The sequence below is a fragment of the Shouchella phoenicis genome (assembly GCF_047238345.1).
GTDB lineage: Bacteria > Bacillota > Bacilli > Bacillales > Bacillaceae_D > Shouchella.
On sequence record NZ_JBDFMQ010000001.1, the window covers coordinates 458,426 to 472,928 of the forward strand.

The 14,503-nt window shown below is 41.0% G+C and carries 14 protein-coding genes; 11 read left to right on the top strand and 3 right to left on the bottom strand.

The features are described 5' to 3' along the window. Window positions 1-21 precede the first annotated feature (21 nt). Window positions 22-1,416, bottom strand: coding sequence for an MmgE/PrpD family protein (locus tag ABC361_RS02535; protein WP_413072520.1), 1,395 nt, complete (start codon window positions 1,414-1,416; stop codon window positions 22-24). A gap of 249 nt (window positions 1,417-1,665) precedes the next feature. Here ABC361_RS02535 and ABC361_RS02540 point away from each other — a divergent pair, with 249 nt between their 5' ends. From ABC361_RS02540 to ABC361_RS02555, 4 genes are all read left to right on the top strand, one after another. Continuing rightward, window positions 1,666-3,294, top strand: a complete 1,629-nt coding sequence (locus tag ABC361_RS02540; protein ID WP_413072521.1) for an SLC13 family permease — start codon at window positions 1,666-1,668, stop codon at window positions 3,292-3,294. An 18-nt stretch (window positions 3,295-3,312) separates the two neighbouring features. Beyond that, window positions 3,313-4,158: a fumarate hydratase gene (locus ABC361_RS02545; protein WP_413072522.1), complete on the top strand. Its 846-nt coding sequence runs from the start codon at window positions 3,313-3,315 to the stop codon at window positions 4,156-4,158. 14 nt (window positions 4,159-4,172) lie between these two features. Next, complete coding sequence (locus tag ABC361_RS02550; protein WP_413072523.1) at window positions 4,173-4,730, top strand: Fe-S-containing hydro-lyase; 558 nt, start codon at window positions 4,173-4,175, stop codon at window positions 4,728-4,730. 73 nt (window positions 4,731-4,803) lie between these two features. Further along, on the top strand, window positions 4,804-5,985 hold the full coding sequence (locus ABC361_RS02555) for an acyl-CoA dehydrogenase family protein (protein ID WP_413072524.1): 1,182 nt from the start codon (window positions 4,804-4,806) through the stop codon (window positions 5,983-5,985). Here the strand turns inward: ABC361_RS02555 and ABC361_RS02560 are convergent. Beyond that, window positions 5,982-6,866, bottom strand: coding sequence for a LysR family transcriptional regulator (locus tag ABC361_RS02560; RefSeq protein WP_413072525.1), 885 nt, complete (start codon window positions 6,864-6,866; stop codon window positions 5,982-5,984). The genes ABC361_RS02555 and ABC361_RS02560 overlap by 4 nt on opposite strands. 79 nt (window positions 6,867-6,945) lie before the next feature. On the opposite strand from ABC361_RS02560, the gene ABC361_RS02565 reads away from it, so the two are divergent. From ABC361_RS02565 to ABC361_RS02575, 3 genes are read left to right on the top strand one after another with little or no spacing between them, the layout of a single operon-like run. Continuing rightward, complete coding sequence (locus ABC361_RS02565; protein WP_413072526.1) at window positions 6,946-7,479, top strand: MaoC family dehydratase; 534 nt, start codon at window positions 6,946-6,948, stop codon at window positions 7,477-7,479. A 24-nt stretch (window positions 7,480-7,503) separates the two neighbouring features. Then, window positions 7,504-8,652 (top strand): CaiB/BaiF CoA transferase family protein, encoded by a 1,149-nt coding sequence (locus tag ABC361_RS02570; protein WP_413072527.1) that lies wholly within the window; start codon window positions 7,504-7,506, stop codon window positions 8,650-8,652. Further along, the gene (locus ABC361_RS02575; protein ID WP_413072528.1) at window positions 8,652-9,482 is read left to right on the top strand and encodes an HpcH/HpaI aldolase/citrate lyase family protein; all 831 of its coding nucleotides are present in this window, start codon (window positions 8,652-8,654) and stop codon (window positions 9,480-9,482) included. Before ABC361_RS02570 ends, ABC361_RS02575 begins: the two co-directional genes overlap by 1 nt. A gap of 118 nt (window positions 9,483-9,600) precedes the next feature. Here ABC361_RS02575 and ABC361_RS02580 read toward each other — a convergent pair whose 3' ends face one another. Further along, window positions 9,601-10,509: a DMT family transporter gene (locus ABC361_RS02580; protein WP_413072529.1), complete on the bottom strand. Its 909-nt coding sequence runs from the start codon at window positions 10,507-10,509 to the stop codon at window positions 9,601-9,603. A 106-nt stretch (window positions 10,510-10,615) separates the two neighbouring features. Between ABC361_RS02580 and ABC361_RS02585 the strand changes: the two genes are divergently transcribed. Genes ABC361_RS02585 through ABC361_RS02600 form a run of 4 tightly spaced genes read left to right on the top strand, consistent with a single transcriptional unit; the run spans window position 10,616 to window position 14,488 of the window. After that, window positions 10,616-11,539 carry a helix-turn-helix domain-containing protein gene (locus ABC361_RS02585; RefSeq protein WP_413072530.1) on the top strand — a complete coding sequence of 308 codons (924 nt, stop codon included), beginning with the start codon at window positions 10,616-10,618 and terminating at the stop codon, window positions 11,537-11,539. A 6-nt stretch (window positions 11,540-11,545) separates the two neighbouring features. Beyond that, complete coding sequence (locus ABC361_RS02590) at window positions 11,546-12,451, top strand: DMT family transporter (protein ID WP_413072531.1); 906 nt, start codon at window positions 11,546-11,548, stop codon at window positions 12,449-12,451. Window positions 12,452-12,475: 24 nt separating this feature from the next. Further along, on the top strand, window positions 12,476-12,736 hold the full coding sequence (locus ABC361_RS02595; RefSeq protein WP_413072532.1) for a hypothetical protein: 261 nt from the start codon (window positions 12,476-12,478) through the stop codon (window positions 12,734-12,736). 42 nt (window positions 12,737-12,778) lie between these two features. Further along, the gene (locus ABC361_RS02600) at window positions 12,779-14,488 is read left to right on the top strand and encodes a BCCT family transporter (protein WP_413072533.1); all 1,710 of its coding nucleotides are present in this window, start codon (window positions 12,779-12,781) and stop codon (window positions 14,486-14,488) included. Window positions 14,489-14,503: the final 15 nt, after the last annotated feature.

Below are 14,503 nucleotides of genomic sequence, written 5' to 3' on the forward strand. Positions count from 1 at the left end.
TCCCTTATGATAGAAGGGAATCTAGTAGACAGATTGAGACGTCCTAAGATGAGTAAGCAATTGTTGAATGGACGTTAGTTGTTCAAACTGAAGGGCATCAGAAGTAAATTGGTTTATAGTTTCTTCCGCATACAGGTCGCTCGTCAACTCTGTAAACTTCGTTGTAATTTGCTCATTTGTCGGGAGTGAAGAAGGCCAACCTCCCACTGGATGTTCAATGTCTTGAGCAAAAGACGTGTCGTCCGCTAGCGTGATTTGTAGTTTAGCAGGCCAGTTAGTTGGATAACGTTGATCCAGCTCAGGGTCAACGGTTACGTGAATTTTTTGCATAAGTGATTGAATATCAAGCCGCTGAGTGTGTTGCTTTTCAAACTGATTATAGCCGGTGTGTCCAAATACAAGTGCTGCTGCTATGCCGTATGGCAAACTAAACTGAGCATCAACTCGATTTTGAGGGGCTCGTTTTTTTTCAATCGGTGAGGCTACCAGAGCTTCTCCAGCTGTTAGAACGGTCACATCAATACGGCGAATGTCGTTTATTTCAACCGAATGAGATTCTCGTATGTGTAGCGCGGCATCCATTTGTGCATGCATATAGCGACAACAGGCATGCAGTTTAATATTGGTTTGCATGATTTTATATGGAGATGCGAAATCTTCAGTGAGTTTTTCTGGGTAATAAACCGAGGCATATGCTTGAAAAAAGCCAAATGTCCCCTCAAAAATGGTCGTCGGCCCTTCAAAGCCTGATTGAGCCATTTTTGCTGCGATAATGCCGTTATGTGCCGAACAGCCGGCGTGAAATTTCTTGGTCCATGCCCCATCTGTGACATATTCCATCGAGCCTGAAGCCATACTACCAGCAATACCAACGGCATGCAGGAGCTCTTCTTTTGTTAATTTCATCAATTTTCCGGCTGTAATGGTTGCCCCAAAAACCCCGCAAATTCCAGTTGGATGAAAGCCACTATCGTAATTCCCGGAAGGATTTGTTAAGGCATCGCCAACGCGCATCATCATTTCATAACCAGCAACCATGGCTGCGAGAAATTCTTCAGGAGAGGAATTGAACTCTTCTGCAATAGCTAAAGCGGTTGGAACCATTACTACGCCAGGATGAAGAGACGATTCACTCGTCACATCGTCTAGCTCAATGCTGTGAGCAGCAGTACCATTGACGAGAGCAGCATACTGGCTAGGTAGTGATTCTCGTTTGCCAATAACCGTAGAGGAACCGGTGGTGGCAAGAGCTTGTGCGGTTGTCAACATGGAGAGACTGGCTGGTTCCTGCATGCCTTTTAATGTCACCCCGATACAATCAATAAGCAACTTCTTCGTCATTAACAAAACCTCAGACGGTAAATCTTGATATGTGATCTCATAACAAAAATTTGTTAGTGTCCTCGTTTCACTCATTATGAGCCCCCTTTGAACGTTTACCCATTATTGTAAGCGCTTTATTTTTGTGGAACAATCTCTTTTATGCATCATTTTTATGCAAAAAGCGAATCAATCTTTCACATGCAAAAAAGGTATGAAACCTATGCATAATTGTGATTGTTTTCAGATAATTTAGTCGGCTATACTAATCCCAATTCAAAAGATCAAAAGCACAAAATTTTTTTTGAATAAATAAGAAAACGCTTTCAATAAGGGGGTTATACAGTGAGAACAGTGATTGAAACGTTTTGGAGCCAAATGTGGCAGTCTCATCGCTCAATAAAAAGATATTTCTATTTATTTGCGCAGCCTTTAAAGGCGGTGAATGAAAACAGAACGCAAAAACATACCGCAGAAGAAGGACCTCCACAACCTGAAGGTCCACCAGCATATACGAAAGGAAAGTGGATGGGTCTATTTCTCGGGCCTGCTTTGTTTACCGCCATTTTGCTTTTTTTTCATCCGGATGGCTTATCGTTTGAAGCAAAAGCGGCACTAGCCGTAACCGCTTGGGTAGCATCGTGGTGGGTAACCGAACCGGTTCCATTTCCGGTGGCGGCTCTTTTGCCAATCATCTTAATGCCTTTAACAGGCGCACTTCCAAGTGCAACGGTTACATCAGCATATGGAGATGACATTATTTTTCTCTTTATGGGCGGCTTTTTTATTGCAGTAGCGCTAGAAAAATGGAATTTGCACCGTCGACTCGCTTTGATCATTCTTAGCGTAATGGGAACAAAGACAAAGCAATTAATCTTTGGTTTTATGCTGGCGACTGCACTTTTATCAATGTGGATCTCTGCAACCGCAACCGTCATGATGATGGTGCCAATGGGGATGGCGCTTCTTAGTGCAGTCAAGCAAACCAAAACTGAACCATCTCATCAAGAGGATTTCCAAAAATTTGAAAAAGCATTATTGTTTGCGATTGGGTATGCCGGAACAGTTGGTGGAATGGCCACGATTGTAGGAAACCCACCTAACATTATTTTAATCGCCCAGTTACGAAATTTCTTTGATTTGGATATTGGTTTTGGTGTGTGGATGTTATTTGCTGTTCCGATCGTTATCCTTATTCTTGGTGCAAGTTGGGTTTATCTCTGTTACTTTGCTTTTCGTTTAAAAATGAAGCAATTACCTGGCGGTCAAGAAATGATGGTGTCAGAACGCAAAAAACTCGGGAAGACGAGTTTTGAAGAAAAATGGGTTTTGGCGATTTTCCTTTTCACTGCATTTATGTGGATAACTCGTGGTTTTATTTGGAATTCATTTTTACCGAATTTAACCGACGGTATGATTGCAGTTATCGCGGCAGTTTTTCTCTTTCTTTTACCAGCTGCTAAGATGCGCGGTCGTTTACTGAACTGGGATGATTCAAAAAATATTCCCTGGGGCGTACTTTTATTATTTGGTGGTGGTCTAGCGGTCGCGGCTGGCTTTAAGGAAACTGGCTTATCTGAATGGATTGGCTCGAATCTAACGATGCTGGAAGGTATGCATTTGCTAGTTATTATTGCAGTCTCCACAACAGTTGTTTTAATTTTAACAGAGTTTACATCCAATACGGCAACGGCAACAATCCTTTTACCTGTTATGGCAGCTGTAGCGATCGCACTTGATCTACATCCATTCGCTTTAATGATTTCATGTGTATTTGCTGCAAATGCCTCATTCATGTTGCCTGTAGCGACACCACCGAATGCCATTATATTTGGAACGGGAAAATTAAAAATTGGGGACATGATCAAAGTCGGTTTTGCAATGAATGTGTTTTCGTTAATCGTCATCGTACTAGGAACAATGTACGTTATGCCAGTCGTTTGGGATATTGATTTGCATCACTTTGATCACTAATTTGTAGGAGTGAGACAAATGCGTGAAATTGGTTACGAAAAAATAGTTGAAGTCGTCCGTGAAGCTTGCCAAAATGCCAATTATGAATTAGAAGACGACATGGTTGGTGCTTTACAAGCCTCAAAAGATAAGGAAGACTCGCCAGTGGCAAAAGATGTGCTGAAGCAACTGTTGGATAATTCTGCGATTGCAAAAGCAGAGCGGCTTCCAATGTGTCAGGATACGGGAACGGTCGTCTGTTTTGTTGAGATGGGCGAAAACTGTATCGTAGTAGGTGGAACTGTCAATCATGCCATTAATCAAGGTGTTCAGGAAGGATATGAAGAAGGGTATTTGCGTCATTCGATCGTCGCTGATCCGCTAACGAGAAAAAAGAATGACGATATGAATACCCCTGCAATCATCCATCTTGAACATGTTCCTGGGGATCAGCTGCGCATTCAGTTAACCGCAAAAGGGGGCGGGGCTGAAAATATGAGTCAACTACGAATGCTTACGCCATCTGCAGGTGTAGAAGGGGTTAAAGCATTTGTTTTAGAAACGGTTAAAGCAGCAGGTCCAAACGCTTGTCCACCTCTCATTGTAGGCGTTGGTATTGGAGGGAATTTTGAAAGATGCGCGGTGTTAGCAAAAAAATCATTATTTCGATCGATAGGAGAGCGAAGTCAAGAAAATCAAACAGCACGACTTGAAGATGAACTAATTAATGATATAAACGAGCTTGGTATTGGTCCACAAGGGTTAGGAGGAAAGACAACTGCTATTGACGTGAACATTGAGTTAGAAGCTTGCCATATTGCTGCACTTCCTGTCGCCGTCAATCTCAATTGTCATGCCGTCAGACATCGAACACTTTTATTTTAAAGAGGAGGAGAACGATGGGCTCACTAATCAATATATCTCTGCCTCTCTCAAAAGAGAATCAACGAATATTAAGAGCAGGAGATCGTGTTTTGTTAACCGGCATCATGTTTACGGCTAGAGATGCGGCGCATAAAAGGATGACCGAGGCGTTAAAAGCAGGAGAACCATTACCAATCTCCATCGAGGGACAGACGCTCTACTATGTTGGCCCTACACCTGCGAAGCCAGGGTATCCGGTTGGAACAGCCGGACCAACAACAAGCGAAAGAATGGATGCCTACACGCCGTTATTGTTAAAGCAAGGTTTAAGAGGAATGATCGGCAAGGGCCATCGAAGCGACGATGTTGTACAGGCGATAAAGGAGCATAATGCTGTTTATTTTGCGGCGACAGGAGGTGCTGGGGCATTGCTTGCAAAGTCTATTTTGGAAATGGAACCAGTTGCTTACGTAGATTTAGGACCAGAAGCGATCCATAAAGTTAAAGTAAAAGATTTTCCGGTAATCGTGATTAATGATTCTGAAGGGAATGACTGGTATCGACAGATTAAACTTAATCATGCAAAAATGTAATAGATCCTATGCATAAATCCGATTGCTTGCATGTTTATTGAACACGTAAAATGACTGTAAGGAGGCGTTAGCCATGACCCAATTAATTGATAAACAAGAAGAAGTGAAACAACAATTACGAGAAGATGTTCGTTCATTTTGTTCAAATTATTCAAATAGCTACTGGCGCGAATTAGACCGGAAGAGAGAGTACCCATATGAATTTGTAAATGAAATGACGCGATTAGGTTACTTATCTGTCCTCATCCCAAAAGAGTACGGTGGAGGTGGACTTGGGATGACTGAAGCAAGCATCATCTTAGAAGAAATTCACCGAGCTGGTGGTCATGCAGCAGGTTGTCACGCACAAATGTATACGATGGGTGCGTTGCTAAAGCACGGAAATGACAGTCAAAAACAAACGTATTTACCTAAGATTGCTGACGGGACCATTCGCTTTCAATCTTTTTCAATCACAGAACCTGAAGCTGGGTCAAATACAACAGCGATTCAAACTGAAGCGAAAAAGACCGATTCAGGGTATGTCATTAACGGTCACAAAAACTGGACCAGTCGGATTCTTCAATCAGATTTACTGATGTTATTGGCACGTACCACGCCACTTGATCAAGTGAAAAAGAAGACAGACGGAATTAGTTTATTCTTAATTGATCTTAGAGAGGTTCGAAAAGAACAGCCAGATTCACTCATGATTGAACAAGTAGAGACAATGTTTAACTATGCAACAAATAAAGTGTGGTATAAAGATATGCACATCCCTAATGAAGCACTAATTGGAGAAGAGGGGAAAGGATTTAAATACGTTCTTGATGGCATGAATGCAGAGCGAATTTTGCTTGCATCAGAGGCAATTGGCGATGGTTATTTCTTCATTGATCAAGCTGTGACATATGCAAGTAAACGAGAAGTGTTTGATAAAAAGATTGGTTCCAACCAAGGGGTACAGTTTCCAATTGCAAAAGCTTATGCAGAGGTAAGAGCTGCGGATCTAATGCGTAATCAAGCGTGTGCGCAATTTGATTCAAATCAACCTTGTGGGGAGCTTGCGAACACTGCAAAATATCTTTCGAGTGAAGCAAGCTGGGCTGCTGGAAATGCGTGTATTGATACGTTTGGTGGAAACGGTTTCGTGAAAGATTATGATATTGAACGAAAATTTCGCGAGACAAGGATGTATCAAGTCGCGCCAGTCAATAACAATATGATTCTCTCATACATTGGACAGCATGTGTTAAAGATGCCACGGTCTTATTAATCAACGGCATGGTATGCAAGCATAAACTCTTTAAACGTTAACGCGGCTTTAGAGAGATAGCCTTGTTTTTTATGGATGAGATAGATGGGACGCTCAATCGTTAATCCTTCAACCTCCACTTTTTGAATGCCGTTTATGGAGGATACAATGGAGTCGGCAATAAATGCAACGCCTTCATTTTCTTTTACAAGACCCACGATGCTGTTAATCTCTAGACCTTCGTAAACCGTATGAAGGGTGCGGTTTTGAGACGAGAAGGTAGAATCAAGCAATTTCTTTAGTTCAGTTCCTGGCGTATAGGAAATAAACGGTTCTGCTTCTAGCTCATCCAGGGTAATCGGTTTATTTCGTTTTACAAACGGGTGGTCTTCCGACGCAATTAAGACAATTTGATCTGTAAAGAGTGTTGTATATTCAAGCTCAGGAAACGTCTTATATTGTGTGCCGAAGCCAAAATCTACGGTGTTGGTTAATAAATCTTTAATAATTGTAGGCGCTTTTCCTTCTTGCAACGATAAGGAATAGCCTGGATTCACCTGTTTAAATGCTTTAATCATGCTAGGCATATAGGAGATTCCGAGACTATGTACAAAGGCAATTGAGATACTGCCCATCGTAGGATCGACAAGCTCTTTTAAGTTTAACTTTGCATGATTCCAATACTGCATCATCTGTTTCGCGTTAAGGAGAAAGGCTCTTCCATAGCGGTTTAAGACGATTTTACGATTCTTTCGATCAAACAAGGGGACGCCAAGTTCCTTTTCCAATGTCAGAATCGAGCGACTTAAAGCAGGTTGAGAGAGTAAAAGTAAGTCTGCGGCTTTCGTCATATTTTCTTCTTCGGCAACAACGATAAAATTTTGTAATTGAGACATATCCATCTTAACAATCTCCTATTCACTGAATCTTCTATACAGAGAATAGCGGTTTATCGAAAAGACTTCAAGGAGTGTGTAGAAAATGCTTAATGAAAAAACAATTAAAAAAGGCTGGAATGGTCGGTTCTATGGGGATTTTGAAATTGGTGACGTGTACGCTCATCCATTAGGGAAAACCGTGACACAAACGGATAATCAATGGTTTACGTTATTAACGCAAAATACAAACCCCATTCATTTTGATAATGTTTATGCGAGCAAAACCGAATTCAAAAAGACTCTTGTGGACTCGACTTTTACAGTTGCCCTTGTGACAGGTCAATCGGTTACCGACGTGTCGCAAAATGTAATGGCTAACCTTGGCTGGGATGAAATACGTTTGCCTAATCCTGTTTTTGAAGGAGATACAATCTATTCTTATAGTGAGGTACTAGAAAAGCGTGAGTCGAAATCGCGGCCTGAAGTTGGCATCGTCAAGATAAAAACGGTTGGCTACAACCAAGATGGGGTTCCAGTCATCACGTTTAAACGAACAATGATGGTGTACAAAGAAGACCATGCGCCAAAAGATACTAACGAACTGTTGCAGAAAGCGTTAGATCAATCATCTTCATAATATAGATTGTTAGGAGGAAGACCAATGCTTCCATTAGAAGGGATAACGGTTGTATCGATTGAACAGGCTGTTGCTGCACCTTTTGCTTCTCGTCAACTCGCAGATTTAGGAGCACGGGTCATTAAAGTTGAGCGACCAGGCCGAGGAGATTTTGCAAGAGATTATGATGAGACCGTTAATGGATTATCAAGTCATTTTACATGGTTAAACCGCTCAAAAGAGTCATTAGCCATTGATCTTAAAGAAGAAGAAAGCAAAGCACTATTGCTCGACATTTTAAAAGATGCAGATGTTTTCATCCAAAACTTAGCTCCTGGCGCAATTGATCGGTTAGGACTTGGACCTGAAGTTGTAAGGGAACGAAATCCTAAACTGATTACAGTATCAATTTCTGGATACGGCGAAAATGGTTCATATCGAGACAAAAAAGCGTATGATTTATTAATTCAATGTGAAGCAGGAGCGGTTTCCGTAACAGGTACCGAAGAAACGCCGTCAAAAACAGGGATTTCAATTGCCGATATTGCTGCTGGTATGTATACGTATAGTGGTGTATTAACGGCATTGCTTGCTCGAGGAAAAACAGGAGAAGGTACACACCTTGAGATTTCCATGCTTGAGGCATTAGGTGAATGGATGAACTATCCGCTTTATTATGAGGGGATTGGCAATGGCCAGTTGCAGCGGACTGGGGCGAGTCATGCAACGATTTTTCCGTATGGTCCCTTTCAAACTGCAGACCAAACCGTCTTTTTAGGTATTCAAAATGATCGCGAGTGGAAGCGTTTTTGTTTGCATGTACTTGAAGACGATTTGCTAGCGAATAATCCTCGTTATCAGACGAATGCAAAGCGAAACGAAGATAAAGAAAAATTGGCGCGAATTATTGATCAGAAGCTGTCAAGGTTATCGTCGAAAGCGGTGATCAAGCGTCTAGATGAACAAAAAATTGCGAATGCAAGACTCAACACGATGAGGGAATTTCGGGAGCATCCACAGCTTAAAGAAAGAAACCGCTGGCGTGAAGTGGATTCACCAAATGGTCGGGTGCCAACGCTTATCCCACCAGTGACAACGCCACTATTCGATGTAGTGATGAATCCAATCCCAGCTGTAGGAGAGCATACTGAAGCCATTCGAAAAGAATTTTCTGCTCCAGTTGGGAGGTCATGATGAAGAGTCGTTCGATGCTATTTGTACCAGCAAGTTCAACAAAGATGTTGCAAAAAGGCTTACAATCCGATGCAGATCAAGTTATTTATGATTTAGAGGATTCGATCGCTGTTACCCATAAAGAAGAAGCAAGAGAGCGACTGGGTGTATTTTTAAATGAAAACCAACATGATGAAAAAAAGATTTATATTCGGATAAATGAAAGAGGCTCGGCTGCTTTTGAGGAAGATTTGAAGACAATCAGCTCTCTCTCGGGCATTCATGTACTCCTTCCAAAAGCCAATCAATCAGACGACATCGAGTGTGTGAATGAAGCACTCGGCAAGGACCATAACCGCTCCATCGTGCCTATTATTGAAACAGCAAAGGGAATGTGGCATGTGGAAGAAATTTCTGCAGTAAGAAATGTTGAAAAACTTGCCTTTGGTTCGCTTGACTATTGTCTTGATTTGAATATTGACACAAGCCCTTCTGGTACGGAACTTCTTTATGCACGCTCGAGAATTGTGCTTGCCTCAAAAGTGGCGAATCTCGCTCCACCTATCGACGGTGTGTATCAAGATATTTATAATCAAGTAGGGTTTGCCCATGAAGCTGAAGCAGGAAAGCGACTTGGGTTCCAAGGAAAACTGTTAATTCACCCCAATCAAGTAGATCAAGCGAATCAATGTTTTGCTCCAAGCCTTTCGGAAATTGATGAGGCGAGATCCATTGTGGAGGCATTTAAAGAAACTGAAAAACATGGAAAAGCCGCAGTCAAAGTCAATGGCAAAATGGTCGATTATCCAGTAGTAAAACGAGCAGAGCGGTTGCTGCAATTATTCGGGTGAGCGAGTAGTGAGAATGTTTACTAAAATCTGGGTGCAAAGAAGAATCTTTATGGATGAATTTGTTTCATCTATAAAGATTCTTTGTGTTGAAGGAAGATTTTTAACAGCGAAAGACAGCCTATACGGCATGCTTTTTTTTCTGTAACGACAACGCGACGACTAGTGTGAGAATGAAGATCATTCCGACTACCTGCCAAATACCAAAGCTTAGATTTAACCAAAGAACGCTACTAACAACGGCTGTCAAAGGCTCTAATGTCCCGAGTAAGGTGGTTTCTTTTGCTTGTAAGTAATCTAAACTCTTAATAATGAACCAAAACGCAATTGCTGTACCGAAGACAATCGTGAAAAAAAGAATCATGCTTGTAGAGAACGACCAGCTTGATACGTCAAAAGCCCAAATGGGGTGAATAAATGACATGGTCACGCCAGCAATGAGCATCGCCCATCCAACAACGACAATGGAGGAGTAGCGAGATGTTAATCGTCGAGCATAAAGCGTATAAAAAGCGAGTGAAAGCCCAGAGATGATTCCCAATAGAATGGCTGAACCAGGTACGGTTAGCTGTGAAAAGGAGCCATTCGTTAATAACAAGAGTGTGCCGACGATTGTTAATCCAATTGCAATGAGATCGAACCATTGAAACGTCTGTTTTCGTCTTAGTAATAACCAAAGAATAATATATACTGGTGCTAAATATTGTAGTAGCGTAGCGACCGCTGCATTCCCCTCATGAATAGAAGCCATATAAGAGTATTGCACAAGTAACATGCCGAAGAGCGCAAATGCAAATAGTGGTAACCAATTTGAAAGAGTTTGCCAAATGGAGAAGACGGATTGCCATCCTTTTAAAAAGAGCTGGATGCCAAGCAGCAACAAACCACTACAAATCAGACGAGTGGTCACATACCAATTTACGTCAATGTTGGCTGTTTGAAACAAGTAATCAGCTGCAGTTCCGCCAATACCCCAGAAACTTGCCCCAAAGAGAACGAATAGAATGCCAATCCATCTTTGATTGTTCATTGTCATTGAATCACCTATACTATAAGAATATTTTCATTTTAACGAGAAAAAAGCTGAAATAATACGCAAATGACAATAAAAACTAGCACAAAAATGAGGTGAATGAATGACGAGAGAAATGGTCCTAAATGGATTAAATGAAGAAGTATTCCCTTTTATCAATGAACATTGGCAACATTCTTTTGAATGGACGAGGTTATCTGAAACAACACTGGGCTATATTCCACTTCATTGGCATAAAGAGTTTCAATTTATGCTTGTGACAACTGGAAGCGTGAATGTTCAAATCCTAGATCAAGATGTGAAGTTGATTGAGGGAGAGGGCGCATTTATTCAATCTGGGGTAGTTCATGAAATAGTTGAGCTTCAACCGAATACAACGTTTATATGCTGGAATACAGGTATGCAGCTGCAAGCACATTTACAGCGTTATGTGGACGCGCTGTTAGCGAGAAATGATTTCATGTTCATGCTCTTTTCACCAAAATTAATGAACGACCAGATCATTCTTAAAGCGATAAAAGAAAGTTATGATGCTACTCGAACAAAGAGGTTTGGTTATGAATTAGAAATTATGGGCAATTACATGCGTTGTCTATCGTTCATTATTCAGAGGCAAGAAGGAGTACCAGTGAGCACAGAGGGTTGGTATGATGCGAGAGTGAAGCAACTACTTGCCTTTATTCACACGAATTACGCTTCAGCGATAACGCTAGAAGATCTGGCACGTCTTATTCATCTAACGAAAGCTGAAACGATCCGATTGTTTAAACGATATGTTGGTCAAACGCCTGTTCAATATATGAATCATTATCGCTTAGAGAAAAGCCGAATCTTATTAGTGGAAACCGTAAGTACGGTAACAGAGACCGCAATGATATGCGGGTTTTCAAGCGTTAGTTATTACATTTCTCAATTTAAAAGGGCTTATGGATTCACACCAAAACAATACCAGAAAGAGGGGAAGACGAAGCAAACTAAAAAAGCTGCACATGGTAGAATAGAAAAAAATGGGATGACAAGGTGGTGAACCATTTTGGATACACGTTTTCGCGTCTATCTCGCAACAATCGTTGGCGCTGCTTGCTGGGGATTAATCGGGTTATTTATTGCGCCTTTATATGATGCTGGGTTTACGCCATGGGATGCTGTAACAATTCGGGCTGTCTTTACGTTTGCAATTTTAATTCTCATTATGCTTGTGACGAGTCCAAAGCAATTAAAAACTGACTGGCGCGATCATCTATTTTTTGCAAGCGCTGGCGTCATTAGTATCGCGTTTTTTAATTATTTTTATTTTGATGTCTTTGCGCAATCAAGTTTAGCAATCGCTGTAACGCTCCTGTATACGGGACCAATTTTTGTGACGCTTTTGTCTAGAATTTTTTTCAAGGAAGCGATTACGAGCCGTAAAATGGGAGCTCTAGGTCTAGCAGTCGTTGGCTGTGGATTCGTTGTAGGTTTCTTTCCTTATGGAGAGCAAGCCATCTCCTTACAGGTAGTGCTGTTTGGTTTGTTATCAGGTTTTTTTTATGCCCTTTATAGTATTTTCACAAAACCTGTCACAAAAAAGTATTCCGTCATGACGATTACAACGTATGTCTTTTTCTATACAAGTGTGTTCATGCTCCTTTTTAGTGACACGACGCAGAAAATGGTTTTATTTCAACAAACAGAGGTCTTGGTAAGTGCGTTGCTTCTTGCCTTTATTTCCACTGTAGCAGGTTATTTCTTCTATACATTTGGACTGAAATATTTGGAAGCAAGTAAAGCATCGATACTAGCAACGATGGAGCCACTAGTAGCAGTATTGACGGGTGTCTTGTTCTTAGGTGAGTTCTTGTCTTTTTGGCAAGTTATTGGAATCGTCCTTGTGCTGTATGCGGCAATTTTGGTTGTTGAACGAAAGAAAAAACAACCATCTATTCAGCAGGGAATGTGAAGCGAACAGAAGGGGGTTGAGAGAATGTATGCCGATATAACGGACTTTGTTTTTGCTGAATCGGCTGTAGAAAAAGCCGATATACTGTTTATTACAGGTTCTGACCATCCTCCGTTAATGGAGAAAGCAGCTACTCTTTATCATGGTGGATTTGCACCATATATCCTTATTTCTGGTGGATATAAAGCGTGTTTGAATCAAACAGAGTGCAACTATCTAAAGCTGATTGGCGATGCCTTACAGATTCCAAATGAATGCAGCATTTTAGAGGTTTTGTTTTATTGAGTAACGGGAATAACATATCATCTTAAAGAAGAAGGTGTCAGAGTGGAAGAATCATCAAAGAAAGTCGGTCCTGTTTTTTATTGGTCAGTGGGGATATTAGCAATTATTATTTTGATAGGAATTATTAGTCCGACTTTTTTAGAATCAACAACAGCTACAATTCAAGGGGCGATATCTTCAACATTGGGGTGGTACTATTTAATTATTGTGACTCTCTTCGTTCTTGTATGTCTCTATTTAATTGTCAGCCCTTACGGAAAAATTAAATTAGGAAAGCCGGATGAAAAGCCGGAGTACAACTATCTTACTTGGTTTGCTTTATTGTTCAGTGCTGGAATGGGAACAGGTCTCTTGTTTTGGGGGACTGCTGAACCAATTTCACACTTTGCCTTAAGTTCGCCTACTGTTGAAGAAGGAACAAATCAAGCGGCATTAGAATCGATGCGATTCGTCTTTTTCCATTGGGGTATTCATGCTTGGGGAATTTACGCAATGGTTGCCATCAGCCTTGCATTCTTTAAATTCCGTCGTGAAGCTCCAGGGATGATTAGTGCTACTCTATCTCCCATTATGAATACAAAGGGGAGAACAGGAAAAGTCATCGATGTCATTGCGATTGTCGCGACCGTTTCAGGTATTGCAACAACACTTGGTTTTGGTGCAGCGCAGATGAACGGTGGACTCTCCTATTTATGGGGCGTACCGAATACGTTCTGGGTTCAGCTTATTATTATCTTAATTATAACCGTGATCTTTTTAATTTCTGCTTCAACTGGTATCAATAAAGGAATACGGATCTTAAGTAATTCAAATATGATTTTAGCGCTTGTCTTATTGTTGTTTTTTATGGTGTTTGGTTCGACGATTTATTCGCTTAACTTATTTACCGACACATTGGGTCGATACATACAACGATTACCGGAAATGAGTTTTCGGATATCTCCATTAAATGAAGAAAACCGGACATGGATTAACGACTGGACCATCTTCTATTGGGCATGGTGGATGGCGTGGTCTCCTTATGTCGGAACGTTTATCGCTCGTGTGTCTCGTGGACGTACGATCCGAGAGTTTACGATTGGTGTCTTACTTGTCCCTTCATTAGTAGGATTCATTTGGTTTGCTTTTCTTGGAGGAACCGCCATTGACTTTGAAATGTCCGGTGTAACAAACTTAGCTCCTTTAGCAACCGAGCAGATGCTCTTTGGTGTTCTTGAAGCAATGCCGTTAAGTTTAATTACGTCAGTTTTGGCAATCGTGTTAATCGCATTTTTCTTCATTACTTCAGGTGATTCTGCGACGTTTGTTTTAGGAATGCAATCAACGAATGGAACGCTCAATCCTAGTACGAAAATTAAGTTCACTTGGGGCATTATGTTATCTGCAATTGCGATTGTTTTGCTTTATTCTGGAGGATTGCAAGCTTTGCAGAATACGATGATAATTGCGGCTTTGCCGTTTTCAATCATCATGATTCTCATGGCGTATTCATTAATTAAAGCGTTAAGCCAGGAAAAAGAAGAAATTGAACAGTCTCGAACAAAGCGAAGACAACGAAAGGAATACCGAATTCAAAAGCAACAAATCAACAAAGAGAAACGTAAAGAAAAACGAGAAGTAAATGAACAAAAGAAAGAAGAAAAACGAAACGTCACTGAGCGTAAAAAGCAAGAGAAGCGCAATGTGAAAAAAGCGATTTTAGAGAATGAACCTGATGAACAATCCAATTCATCAACAAGAAAAGACGATTAATGAGATGCCACACTG

Bases quoted from the DNA above. Each gene is read 5' to 3' on its own strand.
- ABC361_RS02535 (WP_413072520.1), bottom strand. From the start codon at position 1,416: ATGAGTGAAACGAGGACACTAACAAATTTTTGTTATGAGATCACATAT.
- ABC361_RS02545 (WP_413072522.1), top strand. From the start codon at position 3,313: ATGCGTGAAATTGGTTACGAAAAAATAGTTGAAGTCGTCCGTGAAGCT.
- ABC361_RS02550 (WP_413072523.1), top strand. From the start codon at position 4,173: ATGGGCTCACTAATCAATATATCTCTGCCTCTCTCAAAAGAGAATCAA.
- ABC361_RS02555 (WP_413072524.1), top strand. From the start codon at position 4,804: ATGACCCAATTAATTGATAAACAAGAAGAAGTGAAACAACAATTACGA.
- ABC361_RS02560 (WP_413072525.1), bottom strand. From the start codon at position 6,866: ATGGATATGTCTCAATTACAAAATTTTATCGTTGTTGCCGAAGAAGAA.
- ABC361_RS02565 (WP_413072526.1), top strand. From the start codon at position 6,946: ATGCTTAATGAAAAAACAATTAAAAAAGGCTGGAATGGTCGGTTCTAT.
- ABC361_RS02570 (WP_413072527.1), top strand. From the start codon at position 7,504: ATGCTTCCATTAGAAGGGATAACGGTTGTATCGATTGAACAGGCTGTT.
- ABC361_RS02575 (WP_413072528.1), top strand. From the start codon at position 8,652: ATGAAGAGTCGTTCGATGCTATTTGTACCAGCAAGTTCAACAAAGATG.
- ABC361_RS02580 (WP_413072529.1), bottom strand. From the start codon at position 10,509: ATGAACAATCAAAGATGGATTGGCATTCTATTCGTTCTCTTTGGGGCA.
- ABC361_RS02585 (WP_413072530.1), top strand. From the start codon at position 10,616: ATGACGAGAGAAATGGTCCTAAATGGATTAAATGAAGAAGTATTCCCT.
- ABC361_RS02595 (WP_413072532.1), top strand. From the start codon at position 12,476: ATGTATGCCGATATAACGGACTTTGTTTTTGCTGAATCGGCTGTAGAA.